This is a genomic window from Psychrobacter sp. UBA2514 (assembly GCF_002341255.1).
Classification (GTDB): Bacteria; Pseudomonadota; Gammaproteobacteria; order Pseudomonadales; family Moraxellaceae; genus Psychrobacter; species Psychrobacter pacificensis.
Genome location: NZ_DDNS01000003.1, coordinates 5,247 through 23,193, shown reverse-complemented (window position 1 = coordinate 23,193; position 17,947 = coordinate 5,247). Strand labels below are relative to the sequence as shown.

Here is a 17,947-nt window from a genome sequence, read left to right as displayed (position 1 = left end):
TATCTCTCGATGTCACTATGCTGACTGACGCTTCATCACATCCAGCCATGGCTCCCAAGCGGATTCTGCTTGCTTAGGATCGCTATGCTCTGCTAACGCTGGAGCACCTTTTACTAAGCGCAGACTGACCTTATGAGGAAATGCTTTTTCAGGCATATCACTGTCATTCCCGTCAGCTTGTGGCAGTGCATCAGGTTGCACTTGCACACACATCAGCTCATCGCGGCGAAACAGATGACACTCAACGGGATGCTCTGCATTACTCAGCGATGCTAGCTGCTTACTATCCGCCTTGATGCCATCAATCGCGATAATGATGTCATGGGCTGAGATACCTGCTTTGGCAGCCACACTACCGCGGTTCACCCGATTGATTTTGAGTCCAGCGGGTGTCTCATTGCAGCGCATACCCCATGGGACATGCTTATCCGCAGTCTCTTTGGTATTGACCTGCATTTTGATACCGTTTGCGAGCAGCAGCGCCTCAATTGGCAGTTCCTCTACGCCGTTGACGTAACGGCGTTCAAAATCCTCCCATTCCGCTATCGGCATAAACTGCCCAATCACGTCGCCCATATCCGCGCTATTGATGCCGATACGCTTGCTGTCATTTTGCTTTGCTTGGGTATAGAACGCTTTGACCACATCGAATAGACGATAGCGATTATTGGTATTTTTTAGCAATATCAAATCCAGACACAAGGCCACCAATGCGCCTTTATTGTAGTAACTGATACCAGCATTGCCCGTATTTTCATCGCTACGGTACAGCTTAATCCACGCATCAAAGCTTGACTCTGCGACACTTTGGTTATCGCGTCCAGGCGTTTGATAGTAGCGATTGATTTGTTCCGCTAGTAACCTGAGATAGTCTGACTTATCGATCACGCCAGATGCTTGCAGCATAAAATCATCGATATAAGACGTAAATCCTTCAAATACCCAAAGCATCGGCGTGAACGCTTCACGGCGTAGATCAACATCAACCATGACATCAGGGCGCACGGTTTTGACCCACCACGAGTGAAAGTACTCATGACTGCACAAGCCCAAAAACCGCTGATAATCCGTGCTCGGTATTTTTGGCTCATCAGCATTTGGTAAGTCACGGCGCGGGGTAATCAGACTAGTAGAATTGATATGCTCAAGTCCGCCGTAATCCTGACCACTGGCAAACGTCATAAAGGTGTAATCATGAAAGGGTGCATCCCCCAGCCAGTCTAGATAAGTCTGACAAATCTGAGTGACGTCTTGCTGTAGCCTGCCCATATTGGCACTATGCTTGCCTGAGAGATAAAAACTGTGATGAAGCGTCTGATGCTGACTGTCATGAATAATAAAATCAAATTTATTCTGTGCTGCAATCTCAAAAGGGTAATCAATCAGCTCATGATAATTATCTGCCCGTAATTGATAACAGTGCCTTTTATCTTCGCTCTGACCATCAACACGCAGATGCGTAGATGCCAAACCACATGCCAAGATTACATGACTTTCTTCTTTATCTACCAAAAACGACTCCGGAACAATCAAGCTGACTTGTACTGGAATCTGCTCTTGCCCATCGACCGCGAGTGCAAGTGAGGTAAAATTACCATACAGACGCTGCTGATCGACATAGGCAGTACGTACCGATAGGTCGTAGCAGTAGACTTCGTATTCGACGACTACCCTTTGGCCTGCTGTGATAGTTGGGAGTTGCCACGTATGTTTATCTACCTTTTGTGCACGATAAGTTTCAGAAAACTCGTCACCTTCTTTTATTTGGCTGTCTGTTACTCGATAATGCACAGCGGTGATGTTGCGAGCAAACTCGCGCATCAGATAACTGCCTGGTATCCATGCTGGTAGCCAGAGCTGAGGAGTATTAACTGTTGCCGTAAAGGACAGTGACACATCCACCAAATGCTCAGAAAAACGGGCAAAATCGAATTGGTAGCTGATATCAGCCGTATTATTGATATCATCATGGCTGATTGAAACGTCGCTCGTTAGCTGGTTATTAGTATTATCGGCAAATGCAGTCATAGTATCTCTCATCCTTATTTTATTGTTATGTTAGGAGTCCTTCCCAAAAAACGCAACTCCCAAACCCTGAGTGGCCAGTAGTTATCGATTAACTATAGAAAATAGCAGTTATTATGATAAATTGTGGCATTAATTGGCATTTTTTATGTTTTTTACCTTGAAACTTATATACGCCATCTCAATTAAAGATGCTAACTGCTAAAGTTACTTTAATAAACTGATGATAATTGACTAATACTGTGGCTATTTGGCTTGCTGATTGGCTTTTTTAGGTTTATTGCAACCGTATTTAATTTTTTACATAGATATACTTAGGATATTTTATGACTACTATCGCAAAAGACACTGCCGTCAAATTCAATTACACATTAAAAGACGACGAAGGCAATATCCTTGACCAGTCTCCAGAAGGTCAGCCACTTGCTTATCTACACGGTCACAGCAACATCATCCCAGGCCTAGAATCACAATTAGAAGGCAAATCTGCTGGCGAAAAAGTCAACGCAGTGGTTGAGCCTGCTGATGGCTATGGCGAGTATCAAGAGCAAGCAGTACAGCGCGTACCACGCGAAAACTTCCAAGGCGTTGATGATATCCAGCCTGGTATGCAGTTCCAGTCAGAAGCTGGTGGCCAAGTGATGCTAGTGACAGTCACTGACGTAAACGACCAAGAAGTAACTGTTGATGCCAACCATCCATTGGCTGGGAAGCGTTTGACGTTTGATGTTGAAATTCAAGAAGTACGTGCAGCAACTGAAGACGAACTAAACCACGGCCATATACATGGCGCAGGTGGCGTTGAGCACTAATCTCTCCTAGAGTATCGTGAGACGGTTAGAGAATAGGTTATATTTGAGCTTATCTTCTCATCAAAAAGGCCAGTAGCACTGTCTACTGGCCTTTTTTTATGTCTGTCATAAGTGCTGATTGATTAGATGTAGATAAAAAGAGCGTTCTAACAATGAAGCATTCATTGCGCTTCTGTGAGCATCCTTAAGCTCAATAGCCATTCTCACAAATCTATCAAAGAAGCGTAAGCTAGCGCCAGAAATAATTCTTAGATCCAGACATAACAAAGCCGCATAACGACAAGCGTCATGCGGCTTTTATTACCAACCATCCATGTTAGCGTTATGTGATACCTAATCCCGGGGTATCTCATAACTGACAGGCATCCAGCCTTATCATCCCTAATCAGCAAACCACTTATCCCTGATGCGACCTTAAGATACCAATCCCTAGTATCAATGAATCGTGCCGTACAGTTATAATCGCAGATTGTCCTATCACTAGTAAGTGGTCTAAACGTCAATCCATGTAAGCATATGCTTACATGGTAATACTAGCTATCGTATAACCCCTTATAGTTTCTCTTCAGGACTGAGTAAGGTCTTGGGTTCAGCACTTAGCATTAGGTAGGCCGCTTCATTAATAAAGGCTTCATCTTCTGGCAGCTCTGGACGCTCAGCAGCTTTCATACGGCTACGCTCTTCAAACTTTGCATCCATCGCGGCCTGATACGTATTCCAATTAGAATAGGGGCGTTCACCAGTAGCGATCAGACGTCTGTTTTCGGCTTCTAGCGAACGCTTTTCAATCAGCTGCATTTTGGCTCGGCGGCTGTTAATATCTAAACGAACTGGTTTTTTCTCATCATCCATATTACGAATATCATTCAGCGTTGATAGATACACAAACTGCGGATTTTTCTCTTGGCGAATTTTAGACTGCTGATTGAGCGTCGCTAAAGTGTCATTGGTAAACTTCCCTTCAGGCTTATAAGGCGCCGTTCTGATGGTATCCCAAGGCAAGGCTTTTTTCTGGGCGCGTTCGCCAAAGGTCGCATCATCATAGATATTGACCAATTCAACATCAGGTACCACGCCTTTGTTCTGCGTACTACCACCTGTGATACGGTAGAACTTACGCTGAGTTAAAGTTGCAGAGCCTAACGCCAAGCTATCCAGTTGAATCTGCGCAGAGCCTTTACCTGTCGTTGTGCTACCAACCACCAATCCACGACCATAATCCTGAATAGCAGCGGCAAAAATTTCACTGGCTGAGGCCGATGCTAGGTTGGTTAGGACGACCATTTTGCCGTCATAGAGCTGCTCGCCGCCATCATTATCGCGGTACACTTGGACATTGCCGCGGTTATCACGAATCTGTACCAATGGACCGCTTTTAATAAAGAATCCTAGCATTTTGGCAACTTCATCTAACGAGCCACCAGGGTTGTTGCGCAAATCCACCACGAGCCCATCGATATTTTCTTTGTTCAATTCTTTTAACGCTTTTTCGGTATCGATACTGACACTACGGTAGTCCTCACCATTACGGCGGGCACGATAGTTCAGATAAAAGCTCGGTATCTCAAGAACACCAATGCGTTTTGGTGTTTTGTCGATATTAGGACGCTGCACCTCGACCACACGCTGCGTCACGCCTGATTCTTCTTGCTGGATAACATCACGCACAACGGTGACCGTACGGGCACTGGCATCTGGCGTATTAGGTTGACGTAGTTTGAGCGTGACCGATGTACCGCGCTTACCGCGAATCAAGCCGACAATCTCACGAGTCGACCAGCCAACCACGTCCGTCATGGTCTCGCCATCTTTTGCGATGCCGATAATCAAGTCATTGGGCTTAATTTGGCCAGATTTGGCCGCTGGGCCACCATCGACTAAGGTCACGATACGGGTGTAATCTGGGTTTTTACGATCAGGACGGATAGAAACACCGATGCCTTCTAACTGCAAACTCGACTGAATCTGTAGTTCAGTTGCTTGAATCGGCGCATAGTAGTTACTGTGCGGATCATAGGTCAGCATGGCGGTGTTTAGAATCGTCTCCATGATTTCGTCATCTTTGAGACGCTTAAACTGCTCTTGCTGACGCGACAAACGATTTTGCAAAATCTCATTTGGCGTACGTTCATCGTTGCGTACCAAGTCCTGTCCACGAGTGATATCTGGATTGCTTAAAAACACTTTTTCTTTGGCTTTTTCGTCTTCTTGTCCCAGCGTAATACTCATCAGCTGAAACTTTAGCTGACGTTCCCAATAGTCACGCTGCTCTTTTTTGGTTTTGAAATGTCCGAGCTTTTCACGATCAAGAATGATGGTGTCATCACCGGTCAAATCAATATCTTTCTTGAGCATCTTGGTTGCCATGGCAAAGTATTCGTTTGAGCGTTTACGATAACGATCAAAGACTTCTACCCCTGCGGATAAGTCGCCTTGCTTGAGGCGCGTGCCAAAATCATCAGCGTGCTTTTTCTTCAGCTCATCGACATCAGATTGCAAAAACAACGTATGGTTTGGATCGAGACTATCAATATACATTGATAAGATTTCGCTACCGGTTTTACTATCTAATGGCTGATTAAGGTAATGACTGCGATCCAGCAAAGCGGCAACTTGGCGAGTAGTGACCTTTTGCTCAGGTGTCTGAACAAAACTTTCCGTATTGGTTTCTGCTACGGCAGTACCGTAGCTTTGTGTCAGGATAATACCGGCGATGCCCACTGACGCTGCACTGAGTAACCACTGTGCTGGTTGTTTTTTCATCATATGTACCTAGTTATTTGAAGTTAGTGATATTATTTGTGTTATAAAAATTAAAAACTGCTGAATGTATCATTGCCCATGACTGTCGTCTGTTTTTGCTCAATGTCTGTCTTACTTTGCCTTGGCTTACTTATTACCATGAGCTTACAACGCTATGGCTTTATTATTCCGCCGCCTTTATATATAGATTCTAAATAATATATAGATTCTGAATACAAATTCTGACGCTTATTATCGAATCCTGATATATAGTCAAAAATCAATATTATCATGTGCATAAATACTGAACTGTCTCAAACTGTATAAGCAATCTTACACGCAACGCCTGCACATACCAAACTTTCTCTCACTTTTATCACACATAGCGACTTAAGGCTATTAGCATTAAGTCGCCGACTACCCACAAATTGATTTGATGCCAATAATCTGCCACATTAGGCTCAATTGATAATAACTGTCATAATAAAGTCCATGAGTAATGACTGCTAAGCGATTGGACATCGATGATCGGTCAACCCCATAATATAACAATACACAAAAAAATAAGGATGACGCAATGTACGGCGTTTTAATGATTGATATCGATAATACCGCACTGACCGCAGAAGACGTCAGCTTGATCAAACAAGCACAGATTGGCGGGGTCATATTGTTTGGACGCAACGTCGCTGATGCGGCCCAAGTACGCGCATTATGTGACGATATCCGGTACCACAACCCCGATATATTAATCGGTGTCGATCAAGAAGGCGGACGAGTCGCAAGACTGCGTGAAGGGTTCACACCGCTACCTGCTATGGGTAGGCTTGGTGAGTTATTCAATCACGATCCAAGCCGTGCGCTCAGCTGCGCATACGACTGTGGCTATCTGATGGCAGCCGAAGTGATGGCAGTAGGTATTGATTTGAGCTTTGCGCCCGTGCTGGATAGAGATGGTATCAGCCAAGTTATCGGTGACCGTAGCTTTCATAAGGAGCCACAAGCAATCGTTGCCCTAGCCACGCAGTTTATGCGCGGTATGAAAGCGACTGGCATGGCCACCACTGGCAAGCATTTCCCTGGTCATGGCGCTATCGCTCCTGACTCTCATGTATCAGAGGCCATCGATACACGTAGCTTGGACGAGATCATCAATAGTGACATGCAACCTTTTGCGCAAACGCTGTCACTGCTTGATGCTTTGATGCCAGCGCATGTGATTTTTTCGCAAGTAGATAACAAACCCGCAGGATTTTCTAAAATTTGGCTAAAAGATATCATTCGTGATCAGCTAGCGTTCGATGGTGTGCTTTTTTCTGATGATTTATCAATGGCAGGGGCAAAGGCCGCTGGCGATGTCAGCGCGCGCGTAAAGGCTGCCATTGAAGCTGGCTGCGATATTGCACTGGTGTGTAACGATCGTGTTGCCGCGCATGAAGCGGCGGCAGCGGCCCAAGAACTACCCTATCCTAACCAGAAGCGTATCAAAACCATGTGCGGCAATATACCAAAGTGGCAAGGTGATCTTGAGTCTACTTGCCAGCAGTTTGATTATTGGCAACAAGCAAAGAACAATGTTACTCAGAGCTTTTTTAACGTTGAGTCTGATACACAAGCTGATAAACCTGCCAATGAATCAAAAGACCCTACTGATTATAAGTAGCCTTGTATTCATACGAAACCGTTGAAAAATTTGGCAAATAAAAAACCGCATCGTTATGAACCGACCCCCATAAGTTGGACACAACTTACGGGGGTCGGTTCACATTAAGCTGCGGTTTTTTAGACTTAACTACTACCAAATTATATGATTTTTGCTTAATTCGTTGGATCTACCGCAGTACCTTGCGTCGCATCATCACCATCAGGTAGCAGATCATCATTATTGCTGTCTAGCGGATTCAAATCTGGATCAGGCGAGTCGCTATTGATGATCATGCCATCATTTAAATCGACCATCTCATCATTAACCACAAACTCAATTCGGCGATTGCGGAAACGACCTTGCTCGGTTGAGTTATCTGCGATAGGGTCTGACTCGCCCATGCCTTTTGTACTAAGTTTGCTCGCGTCAACACCTTGACCTACTAGATACTCTTTGACCGCGTTTGCACGCTCTTGAGACAATTCCATGTTGTAAGAATCAGACGCTTGGCTATCTGTATGACCGATAATCATCAGGTTCATATCAGGCACTTCATTGATGATTTTTGCAGCACGATCTAAAATGGCTTTATTGACATCAGGGATGACAGCTTCATCCACTTGGAAGTTGATAACTTGAAGGCTCAGAGCACGCGCCACATCACGTGGGTCTGGATTTTCTCCAAGATTGGTCATTGCAGCATCTGCTGCCGCCACACTATCATCAATCTCACCTTGCAGATCTAATGGACCTTCAGCTTCGACTGTCATCGCAGGCGCAGCGGCTTGTAGATCACTTACCAATTGGGCCAATACCGCATCATCAGGTGCATTGACCGTGATGGTATCTCCTTTAATCACCATGCTAGCATTCGGTACATTTTTGACGATCGGCAATATCGTAGTAAGCTGTGCAGCGGCTGGCATATCTATGGCAAAATTATCATCGACATCAGCGCGGCACTTATTGGCTTCATCGCCGAATGCGCCAGTTAGTGCATTCATTACATTGGTCTGTAGCGTCTCGTTGCCTACGCTCATGCGGCAAGCGTATAGCTCACCATTTTCGCCAGTGGCGATACGGAGTGAGGCAGGCTCGATGTCAGTTGCTACTACTGCTTGCTCATTAACTTGCTCGTCTTGCTGCGCGGTAGCCATCGGCGTAGCAACAGGCTCAGGGTTCTCCTGACAGCCTCTTAATAAAGCCCAAGCCAATGCACCCAAAATAATCAAACCGATAATCGGTAATAGGGCTTTCATAAAGCTGCCTTGTGGCTCTTTTTCTTTCTGTAGTGGCGCGGTACTGACCGTATCGGGTATAGGCGCCGCAGCAGGAGTGGCTGCAATGGCACTCGCAGGTAAGACAGTCCCCGCCCATGCAGGGATATGATGCTGATAACTGTTGAGATTGTCATTGAGAAATTGCGGTACAGGGGTAGTACCAGCCAAGCTTTTGATTTCGTGAAAAGCAAGCGGCGCTGCCATAGCAATCAGACCACGAGAAGCTGTCTCATCGACACCATGTGCATTAGCGAGCTCACGAGAGATTTGGTCACGGTGGGCCCCTTCTGTCCATACACGATCATAAAAAGCACTATCATCACGAGCGATATTCTCATTAGCAAAACGGCTATAGGTATCATTATTCGCGAGGCGAGCAGCAAAAATTGCATAAAATTGCTCAAGTAGATTTTGCTTAGCAGGACTATGATCGTCTGCTAATACGGCTGGACTGACTGTGCGTGTCAAATGACTGATAATATCCATAATACAACTCTCCCCTTAATTTTTATTTATATTGTTCGATTCTCTAAAGCATAAAATCATCTAATAACGTGGCGGCTGTTTACTCTGTCAAGTCAGATTTATCAGGCCACTATGATTGATTTTAGATATTATAGAATTGTTAAAGGTGTTTTCACAGTCGAGACGTTGTTGTGCAAATGATACGTTAAGTAATGTTTTAATTGGTGCGCGTAACTATACACTCATAACCCGACAGGCACTTGAGTACAAATTAAGAGAATTTGATACTCAGCTCCGCGAATCTGCGTTTTTGGTGAAGTAGCACCATTTTTGATGCTCAGAGCTTAAATACGTACGCTAAGCAACAGTTAAAATCAAAAAAGCGGTATGACAAATTCATACCGCTCCCTTGCTTAACTTTTGAACTATTTCTAAAAGTTCTGAAAGTACATTCGAACTGAGTCGATTTGAATGTACTTTATACGATTCACTACCTGACTTGTGCTGGTTCAGCAACGATGACACTGCTCGCCATGTCATCTACTTCTGACTCAGAAATAGGGCCTAACGGTCTGCTCGGTCTATTACCAGAAGGGACGCTGCTAGGAATATTACTTGGAACATTGGCAGGTACGTTGTTGGAATTATTATTAAATCCATCATTATTGTTAGGTAGTGGCGCAGGTATCACGCGATCACCTGTGTCATCATCAGCGGCTTGATATTCTCCAGTACCATTGCTCATGCCGTCATTACTGTATTGGTTATTAGCGCCTATTCCATCGCCGAGTTGATTGTTTACGCCATTAGTGCCAGCCATACCATATGTCGTATCACCATTACTGTTGTTAGGCAGTGGCAATGGCGCAGTACTATCGACTGCCATGGTTGGTGCTAAACTACGTACGTTTGTGACCAATTGTTGTAGTAGCATGTCATCCGGCGCCTCTACTGTCAGACGATCGTTTTGTAAGTGTAGACGGGCGAACGGTGTCGATCTGAGCATGGTCAGGACATTGGGCAATATCTCCGCAGGCATGTTTGCGATAGTAGTTGCTATTCCATTCTGTATGGTAAATTCACATATACTCGCCTGCTCGCCAAAGCTCGTATTGAGTGCCTGTTGTAAAGAGCTTTGTAGCGCTGCATCACCGACCGTCGCGCTACAAGTATAGAGGTTGCCACTATCATCTACGCCAACGATGAAATCGATGGGAGTCATCGTTGGTGCTGGTGGCGGTGCTGGAGTAACCACAGGCGCGACAGCAACCGGTTCTACTGGTAGGTCGCTTTTGGGTTTTATTAGTAATGCCCAAGCAGCCAGTGCCATCGCAGCCAGTGCTACTATCAATAAAAATACTCGCATCAGTAGGTCGTTTCGCTGATTACGAGTGCGCACGCGCTCTCGCTTAACGTTGCTATTTTCTGCCAAGTGATGAGCTGCTGGACTGGCATGGATAGCGTCATTACTGTCATCAAAATGCTCATCGTTATTTAATGCGTCAGTAGCGCTTATATTAGCGTTTTCCACATAAGCGGCTGTAGTAGCTGTCGTTGCAGCGACTGCGTCAGTACTTAGATCAGGCTCACTAAGTTTATTCGGTACGCTATCACTTGATGGCGCGATACCATTATCTGCGACATCTGCGACAAAGTTTGACATTGATTCGTGTCCAGCGCCTTGAGTAGCAGTGATAACGGACGCTGACCATATAGGTAAATATGGGCGCAGCGTCGACTGCTCTCCTTGCAAGAATGCTGGCAAAAACTGTCCATTGGCCAAAACCTTTAGCTCACGATAGGCTAAGGATGCTGCATTAATTAGCAATTGAGCAGTGATCGACTCATCAATATGATGCGCGGCTGACAGCTCTTGGATAATCGTTTTTTGTAGCACTTGGTCTTGCCATAGCTGCTCAAATAAAGGCCGCTCGGCAATACTGTCATTAGCCATCACCTGATCGTTACGAAGTAGTTGCGAGTAGACCTGTGGCACCGCTAAGCGCGTGGCTAAAATGGCATAAAACTGCTCAAGCAAGCTGATATAAGCCACGCTATCACTGCGATTATGCTCGCCCAATATAGCGGGGGTGACGGTCTGTTCTAATTGATCGATAATACTCATGGATCACTGCCTCTCTCGACTTTTTGAATCCGCAAAAATTAAGCACTTATTGTTCGTTGTATATACGGCTACTTGCCCTGAAACTGTCAAGCGTTCTTTAGCGGCATCGACGTCTATATAGCGGTTTCACTTATCTCACATGATACACTGCTACATTACTCACTATAAAAGCATAAAAATGCATCGTTTTGTCACATAATAGATATTTGTATCAGCATAACTGCTGTTAGTATTAACTAATTACGTTACGAGCAACTTGAACTTAGTATCAATATATTAACTTAGTATGAATATATTAATTAATGGTCATATTTGTTTTTACTCAGCCCTAACGCTTAGGCTTTGAACATTGTCATTTATCGCATTGCCATTTATTGCATTGTCACCTATCAGGCGCGGCCTAAGGATTTTCCTTTGTTAAACCATACGACCCTTATTATCATCATTACTGTTATTGTCAGCTTATTAGCATGGCAAAACAAGAAATTACTCAACCGTCTTATCTTTTATCCACCCGCTGTAAATAACGGACAATGGGATCGTTTTGTCACACATGGCTTTATTCATGCCGACAGTATGCATCTGCTATTCAACATGTTTACGTTATACTTTTTTGGCCGAGCTATTGAAGGGCTATATCGTTCATTTTTGTTCGGCTATGGTTTTGTGGTTTTTTATGTGTTGGCTATTGTTGTTGCCATGATTCCAAGCTACCTTAAAAATAAAGACAATGCCAGTTACTTAAGTCTTGGGGCATCAGGCGGTGTATCGGCAGTCTTATTTGCCTTTATTTTGCTAGCACCGTGGGAGCGAATTTACTTATTTGCCATTGTTCCTATTCCTGCGATACTGTTTGCCGTCGCTTATGTATTTTATAGTATTTACGCGGACAAACGCGGTGGCTCAAAAATCAATCATATGGCACATATGTGGGGCGGCGCATTTGGCGTCATTGCTACGATTATTTTAGAGCCTAAAGTACTACCCCATTTTATAAATGCTTTATTGTCGCCTGGTTTTTAAACTATTTTCTCAAATAGAAATTCTTTGAATCAGGACAATTAAGCAAGTTGCTTACTTTTACGTTTGAGATTTAATATTTCATTATGATTATAGATATTATCGGTGATATTCATGGTTATGCAGACAAGCTCGTTGGTTTGTTAAACCAATTAGGATACGAGCATAACGGTCAGCATTTTGTGCCACCGGCAGGTCACAGGGCATTATTCATTGGCGATTTGATTGACCGTGGGTCGCAGCAACTGGCCACATTAGAGATTGTCTTTGCGATGTTAGACGCGGACGTGGCCGATGCGGTGATGGGCAATCATGAATATAATGCCTTGGCTTATGCTACGCTCGATCCTGAGGATTCTAGCCAGTATCTGCGCTCACATAATGCGGTACATCAACGCCAACATGAAGCATTCTTGGCAGAGATACCTTTCGGCTCAGAGCAGCACGAATACTGGTTGCAGCGCTTGTACGAGATACCTCTGTGGATTGAGACAGATTATGCCTGTTTCGTCCATGCTTGCTGGGATGTAGATAGCATGGCGGTTCTAGAGCCCCTGCTGACGGATAATAACTGCCTAACCTCTGAAGGTCTAATCGCAACCGCTAAAAAAGATACTATCGCTTTTGATGCCTTAGAGCGTGTACTAAAAGGGGTCGAGACGGGCTTGCCTGATGGTATTGTGATGGTAGATAAAGAAGGCACTGAACGCAGACGAGTACGGGTGCGTTGGTGGCTTGATGCGTTGAATCAGCGCACGCTTCGTGAGGTCGCTCGTGCACCGTCCTCCGCATTGGCACAAATACCGCCTGATGCACTGGCTGAAAATATTGACTTTGCGATTCAAACACATAAACCTGTATTTGTCGGTCACTATTGGCTCACTGGTACACCTGAGCCACTCAGTCCACAAGTCGCCTGTACTGATTATTCGGCAGCGGTAGATAGTGGCTACTTGACTTGCTATCAGCTGGATACCGAACAGCCATTACCACTGACAGCTTCTCGCTTTGTGCAGCATTATCACGACAAAAGAAAAGAATAGAGATAAACCCGTGATATAAATGCTATTAACACCATATCATTATTAAAAGTCAAACTTGGCTTTACGAGTGTAGCAAAATTTTTGTATGATGGTCTTTTTGAGGATATCCAATCATGAGCACCACCAATACTGCGGCTAATCAGAACGGTCCCATCACCTCCCCTGCTGGTCAACCAAAAGTCGGCATTATTATGGGTTCGCAATCTGATTGGGCGACCATGAGTGCCGCGGCACAATTGCTAGCAGACTTTGATGTTGCCTTTGAGTGTGAAGTGGTTTCTGCTCACCGTACACCTGACAGGCTATTTGATTACGCCAAAAGTGCAAAAGACAATGGTCTACAAGTGATTATCGCGGGTGCAGGCGGTGCTGCTCATCTGCCTGGTATGTGTGCGAGCCAAACACCACTACCTGTATTTGGCGTCCCTGTAAAATCCTCTATGCTAAGTGGTTGGGACAGTCTGTTGTCTATCGTGCAAATGCCCAAAGGCGTTGCTGTTGGGACATTGGCGATTGGTACCGCTGGCGCTTATAACGCGGCCCTACTTGCGATTCAAGTCTTGGCCTTGCATGATGAAACGATTGCTACTAAGCTGGATGAGATGCGTCAGACGCAAACCGAGACCATTCTCGCTAGCCCAACACCCGGTATTATTAATTCTTAAATAAATATAGAGTGACTAGCTTTTTTAGCATGGTATTTTGTATTGATCGCCTAAAAACAAGAGCTACCACTTTTTATTTTTAAGTAAGTCATACTAGATATAAGGTGCCTATAGTGCACCTTTTCCTATTTTCACCCATTGCGTTTTAAATTTTAATACAACACAGACCTCATTCACTTTTATTCAAAGAGCCTTTCATGACTACAGCAAACGCTTATCCTGTTACCCAAACCATTCGTACCATCGGTATTTTAGGCGGTGGTCAGCTTGGTATGATGCTTGCCGAAGCCGCGATGCCACTCGGTTACCAATGCGTGTTTTTAGAAGACAATCCAGAATGCCCTGCCAGCCTATACGGTCGCGTGTTTCATAGCGATCAATTAGCAGACTTTATCGCAGCCGCTGATGTCTTTACCCTAGAGTTCGAGAACACACCAACGTCTACGGTCGAGCAATTAACGAGCGTGTCAAAATCTGGCAGCAAGCAAGGTATGTTCCCACCACTGATTGCGCTTGATATCGCCCAAGACCGTCTAAAAGAAAAGCAGATGTTCAATACGCTCGATATTGCCACCGTACCATTTATGGCTGTTCATTCTGAAGCTGAGTTAAAACAAGCTTGTGAAGCGTTAGGCCTGCCTATCGTTTTGAAAACCAGCCGCGGTGGCTACGATGGCAAAGGTCAGTTTGTTATCAAACAAGAGAGTGACATTAAAGCAGCTTGGCTTGCGCTAAAAGACGCCGTTAGTGGCAAAGGGTTACTCACGCCAACGCCTGCGCCACTGATTGCTGAAGGTTTCATTAACTTTAATCGTGAAGTGTCTATCATTGCCGCAAGAGCGCAAAATGGTCAGGTACGCTGTTATGATTTGGTTGAAAACCATCATCATCACGGTATTTTGGCAAAAACTCAAGCTCCTGCGGTCGGTACCAGCCACCTGCTCCAGCAGGCAACAGACGCCATCACAAAGATCATGAACCATCTAGACTATGTGGGCGTCATGGCACTTGAATTGTTTGTCACCAAAGATGCTCGCGGTCATACCACGATACTGGCCAATGAGATTGCCCCGCGTGTACACAACTCTGGCCACTGGAGCATCGAAGGCGCGGTTACTAGCCAGTTTGAAAACCATATCCGTGCTGTGGTCAACTTACCACTCGGTGATACGGACAACGTCCATCCAGCGATTATGGTCAACGTACTCGGCCAATATCCTGATATCAGTGCCGTGCTAAATATCGATGGCGCTCACTATCATAGCTATCATAAAGCTGAGCGTGATGATCGCAAGATTGCTCATATTACCTTGATGCCCAATGACGTGACTGACTTAGAATCCGCTATGGCAAAGCTGGTTGCCGTATTGCCAAATAAAGTAGGTTTGGACAAAGAGTATGGAAATATCGATACTCACTCTAATACCGCAGATGCCAAAGCTAAAAACGACGTCTTAGAAGATAACAGTGGTGAAGCAGACAGTCTGGCAGAATTGTCGCCAAAGACAGAAAAGGCCAAAAAATAATGCAAATTTGGGTGGATGCCGACTCCGTACCATTAATCGCCAAAGATTTGATTATCAAAACGGCTGAACGTACCAAAACGATGGCGATATTCGTCGCCAACCAACCAATCAAACTACGCAAATCTCCTCTGCTCGTCATGACGGTTGTGCCATCAGGGTTTGACAAGGCTGATGATTATATCGTCGAGCAAATACAGGCAGGCGACTTGGCGATCACCAGTGATATTCCTTTAGCCAATGATATTTTGGACAAAGGCGGTCTAGTACTGACGACACGCGGCGTGGTCTATGACAAAAATAACATCAAGCAAAAGCTTAATATGCGTGACTTCATGGACACCATGCGCGGTACTGGTGTCCTAGAGCTGCAAGAGATGAGTGGTCAAAAACCCTACGGCGACCGCGATAAAAAAGCTTTTGCCGACGGTCTTAATCGCTTAGTTCGTTAGTACGCTTTATCATCCCATCCGACACTGACCTGCTTACCACTTATTAGATGATGTCTTCTAAGTGACATATGCCTCCTTGCAAACCGTATACACTCTATAACCAACTCCTATCCAATCCGCACGCTTTATAACGAAGCGTGTTGCCTATCTTTGTTAAGATACAGTCAATTTTTGAGATAAACACATTCACTGAATCACTTAAATAACAGAACTCAAATAAAAATAGGAATGATGATGAAGATTTTAGTCATTGGTGCCAGTGGTCGTGTCGGTGGTGAATTGGTTAAGCAATTATTAGCTGACGAACACCAAGTCATTGGTACGACTCGCCAAGAAAAAAAGCTGTTTGACAATGACAACTATACTCAGCTAGATTTGGATATTACCGCCAGCAAAGAGTCTATCGAGAAACAACTGGATCAAGATATTGATGCTGTCTATTTTGTCGCAGGATCTGGTGGTAAAAATGTACTAGAAGTCGACTTACATGGTGCAGTAAAGACCATGCAAGCCGCGCAAGACAAAGGTATCAAACGCTATATTATGCTTAGCTCTGTCTTTTCGCTAGAGACTGAGAAATGGGATAACAACCCTAACATTGCAGATCTAAAAGACTACTATATCTCTAAGCATTACGCTGATCATTGGCTCGTGAATAATAGCTCACTCGACTATACAATCGTACAGCCGGGTGCACTGAAAGAACGTGACGGTACAGGCAAAATCACTATCAATGATACCAGCTCTGGTGAAAATGCTATTGAAGATGTCGCAAAGACGCTGGCATCTGTCCTAACCGCCGATAATACTATTGGAAAAGTATTCAACTTGCACAATGGTGATATCGACATCAATGAAGCCATTGCTACAGTATAAACCGACACTATTTAGATAGATCTGACTGCCAAGCTATAACTACACCTACAACTACGTAAGTCAAATTACTGAATCAGATTATAAAAAAGGTCGTTATCGATTCGCCAATACTCAATTGGTAAATCGGTAACGACCTTTTTTCTTGCTGCTATGAATAAAAACTATCTGTTGGTTATGCTTGACCGCTCGGAAAAGCAATCACTTCCTCTAAAGTTTTTGCGCCCGTTATCACCATGAGCAATCGATCAACACCGACCGCAATACCACTACAAGGAATCAAATCATCAGATGCAGCAATTAAGTGCTCATCAATGGGCATTTTCGGCAACCCATGACGATGACGTAATTGATTGTCTTGCTCAAAACGTGCTCGCAATGCTGGACCATCTGCCAGCTCATCATAAGCGTTGGCAATCTCAATGCCATTGATATAAAGCTCAAAGCGTTTCGCTATTTTATTGCCTTCTTTATCTAGCGCTGTCTTTGCCAATGCAGCTGTCGCAGGTGGATATTCTATGATCAGTGTCGGCAAATCATGTCCCAAATTTGGCTCTACTGCATGACTAAATAGTAAGTCTAACCAGCTCTGGCGACGATTTGCTTCGCTATCATCAGCATCATTAAAATCAAATCCTATCAACCCTCTATCTTCTGCTACCGCTTGGAGCGCAGATAGGCTCGCTGTCAGTGGATGTATACCAACAAAATCCATAAAAGCATCGACATAGCGATAATGGCTCATCACCATTGGATGACCATAAAGCGCCGTAAGCAACTCATTAAGCTCACCTGCCATATCATCGAGGCTGTAATTGGGCTGATACCACTCTAGCATCGTAAATTCGATATTATGACGCACGCCTATCTCATTATCCCGAAACACAGGACAAATTTGATAAATAGGCACTTGCCAGCTAGCCAATAAACGCTTCATCGCAAACTCGGGAGACGTATGCAAATAATAGGTACGAGGACGATCTTGATAGGTTACGTGTGCTGCCACTGATTGCAAAAAAGTGTCGGTGTTCCCTGCTTGCGATAAAAGCGGTGTCTGCACTTCAAGTACCTGACGACTGGTAAAAAACTGGCGAATATCACCGATAAACTTGGCACGCTGCTGTGCCATTGCTAATGTCATGGTTGGGACGTAGTTAGGTTGATGACTAGAGGTACTGCTTGATTGGCTCATGACTGTCTACCGTGATTCATAAATAATAATGCCTCAATGACGTAGATTATTTATGTTTTTAAGAATAGGGCGTGTTGAACATTCG

The 17,947-nt window shown here is 44.6% G+C and carries 13 protein-coding genes; 8 read left to right on the top strand and 5 right to left on the bottom strand.

Features of this window, described 5'->3' with window-relative positions; genetic code table 11:
- Positions 1-15 precede the first annotated feature (15 nt).
- On the bottom strand, positions 16-2,028 hold the full coding sequence (locus tag B3V51_RS00995) for a M61 family metallopeptidase (RefSeq protein ID WP_286707814.1): 2,013 nt from the start codon (positions 2,026-2,028) through the stop codon (positions 16-18).
- A gap of 323 nt (positions 2,029-2,351) precedes the next feature.
- On the opposite strand from B3V51_RS00995, the gene B3V51_RS00990 reads away from it, so the two are divergent.
- Positions 2,352-2,837 carry an FKBP-type peptidyl-prolyl cis-trans isomerase gene (locus B3V51_RS00990; protein WP_058024248.1) on the top strand — a complete coding sequence of 162 codons (486 nt, stop codon included), beginning with the start codon at positions 2,352-2,354 and terminating at the stop codon, positions 2,835-2,837.
- A 552-nt stretch (positions 2,838-3,389) separates the two neighbouring features.
- Here B3V51_RS00990 and B3V51_RS00985 read toward each other — a convergent pair.
- A complete protein-coding gene (locus tag B3V51_RS00985) occupies positions 3,390-5,600 on the bottom strand; it encodes a carboxy terminal-processing peptidase (RefSeq protein ID WP_212563939.1) in 2,211 nt (736 codons plus the stop codon).
- A 556-nt stretch (positions 5,601-6,156) separates the two neighbouring features.
- On the opposite strand from B3V51_RS00985, the gene nagZ reads away from it, so the two are divergent.
- Positions 6,157-7,242, top strand: a complete 1,086-nt coding sequence (gene nagZ / locus B3V51_RS00980) for a beta-N-acetylhexosaminidase (protein ID WP_286707813.1) — start codon at positions 6,157-6,159, stop codon at positions 7,240-7,242.
- Between the two features lie 155 nt (positions 7,243-7,397).
- Here nagZ and B3V51_RS00975 read toward each other — a convergent pair whose 3' ends face one another.
- The gene (locus B3V51_RS00975) at positions 7,398-8,990 is read right to left on the bottom strand and encodes an OmpA family protein (RefSeq protein WP_212563941.1); all 1,593 of its coding nucleotides are present in this window, start codon (positions 8,988-8,990) and stop codon (positions 7,398-7,400) included.
- A gap of 469 nt (positions 8,991-9,459) precedes the next feature.
- Positions 9,460-11,094: a hypothetical protein gene (locus tag B3V51_RS00970; RefSeq protein ID WP_212563942.1), complete on the bottom strand. Its 1,635-nt coding sequence runs from the start codon at positions 11,092-11,094 to the stop codon at positions 9,460-9,462.
- Positions 11,095-11,508: 414 nt separating this feature from the next.
- Between B3V51_RS00970 and B3V51_RS00965 the strand changes: the two genes are divergently transcribed.
- From B3V51_RS00965 to B3V51_RS00940, 6 genes are all read left to right on the top strand, one after another.
- Positions 11,509-12,117: a rhomboid family intramembrane serine protease gene (locus B3V51_RS00965; RefSeq protein ID WP_071002359.1), complete on the top strand. Its 609-nt coding sequence runs from the start codon at positions 11,509-11,511 to the stop codon at positions 12,115-12,117.
- Between the two features lie 83 nt (positions 12,118-12,200).
- Positions 12,201-13,157 carry a metallophosphoesterase gene (locus B3V51_RS00960; protein WP_212563943.1) on the top strand — a complete coding sequence of 319 codons (957 nt, stop codon included), beginning with the start codon at positions 12,201-12,203 and terminating at the stop codon, positions 13,155-13,157.
- A gap of 113 nt (positions 13,158-13,270) precedes the next feature.
- On the top strand, positions 13,271-13,822 hold the full coding sequence (gene purE / locus B3V51_RS00955; protein ID WP_058024241.1) for a 5-(carboxyamino)imidazole ribonucleotide mutase: 552 nt from the start codon (positions 13,271-13,273) through the stop codon (positions 13,820-13,822).
- A gap of 197 nt (positions 13,823-14,019) precedes the next feature.
- Positions 14,020-15,348 carry a 5-(carboxyamino)imidazole ribonucleotide synthase gene (locus B3V51_RS00950; RefSeq protein ID WP_212563944.1) on the top strand — a complete coding sequence of 443 codons (1,329 nt, stop codon included), beginning with the start codon at positions 14,020-14,022 and terminating at the stop codon, positions 15,346-15,348.
- Positions 15,348-15,797 (top strand): YaiI/YqxD family protein, encoded by a 450-nt coding sequence (locus B3V51_RS00945; protein ID WP_093067583.1) that lies wholly within the window; start codon positions 15,348-15,350, stop codon positions 15,795-15,797. The genes B3V51_RS00950 and B3V51_RS00945 overlap by 1 nt, the downstream gene beginning before the upstream one ends.
- Positions 15,798-16,031: 234 nt before the next feature.
- A complete protein-coding gene (locus B3V51_RS00940; RefSeq protein ID WP_212563945.1) occupies positions 16,032-16,673 on the top strand; it encodes an SDR family oxidoreductase in 642 nt (213 codons plus the stop codon).
- Positions 16,674-16,845: 172 nt separating this feature from the next.
- Here B3V51_RS00940 and epmA read toward each other — a convergent pair whose 3' ends face one another.
- Positions 16,846-17,862 carry an EF-P lysine aminoacylase EpmA gene (gene epmA / locus B3V51_RS00935; protein ID WP_212563946.1) on the bottom strand — a complete coding sequence of 339 codons (1,017 nt, stop codon included), beginning with the start codon at positions 17,860-17,862 and terminating at the stop codon, positions 16,846-16,848.
- Positions 17,863-17,947: the final 85 nt, after the last annotated feature.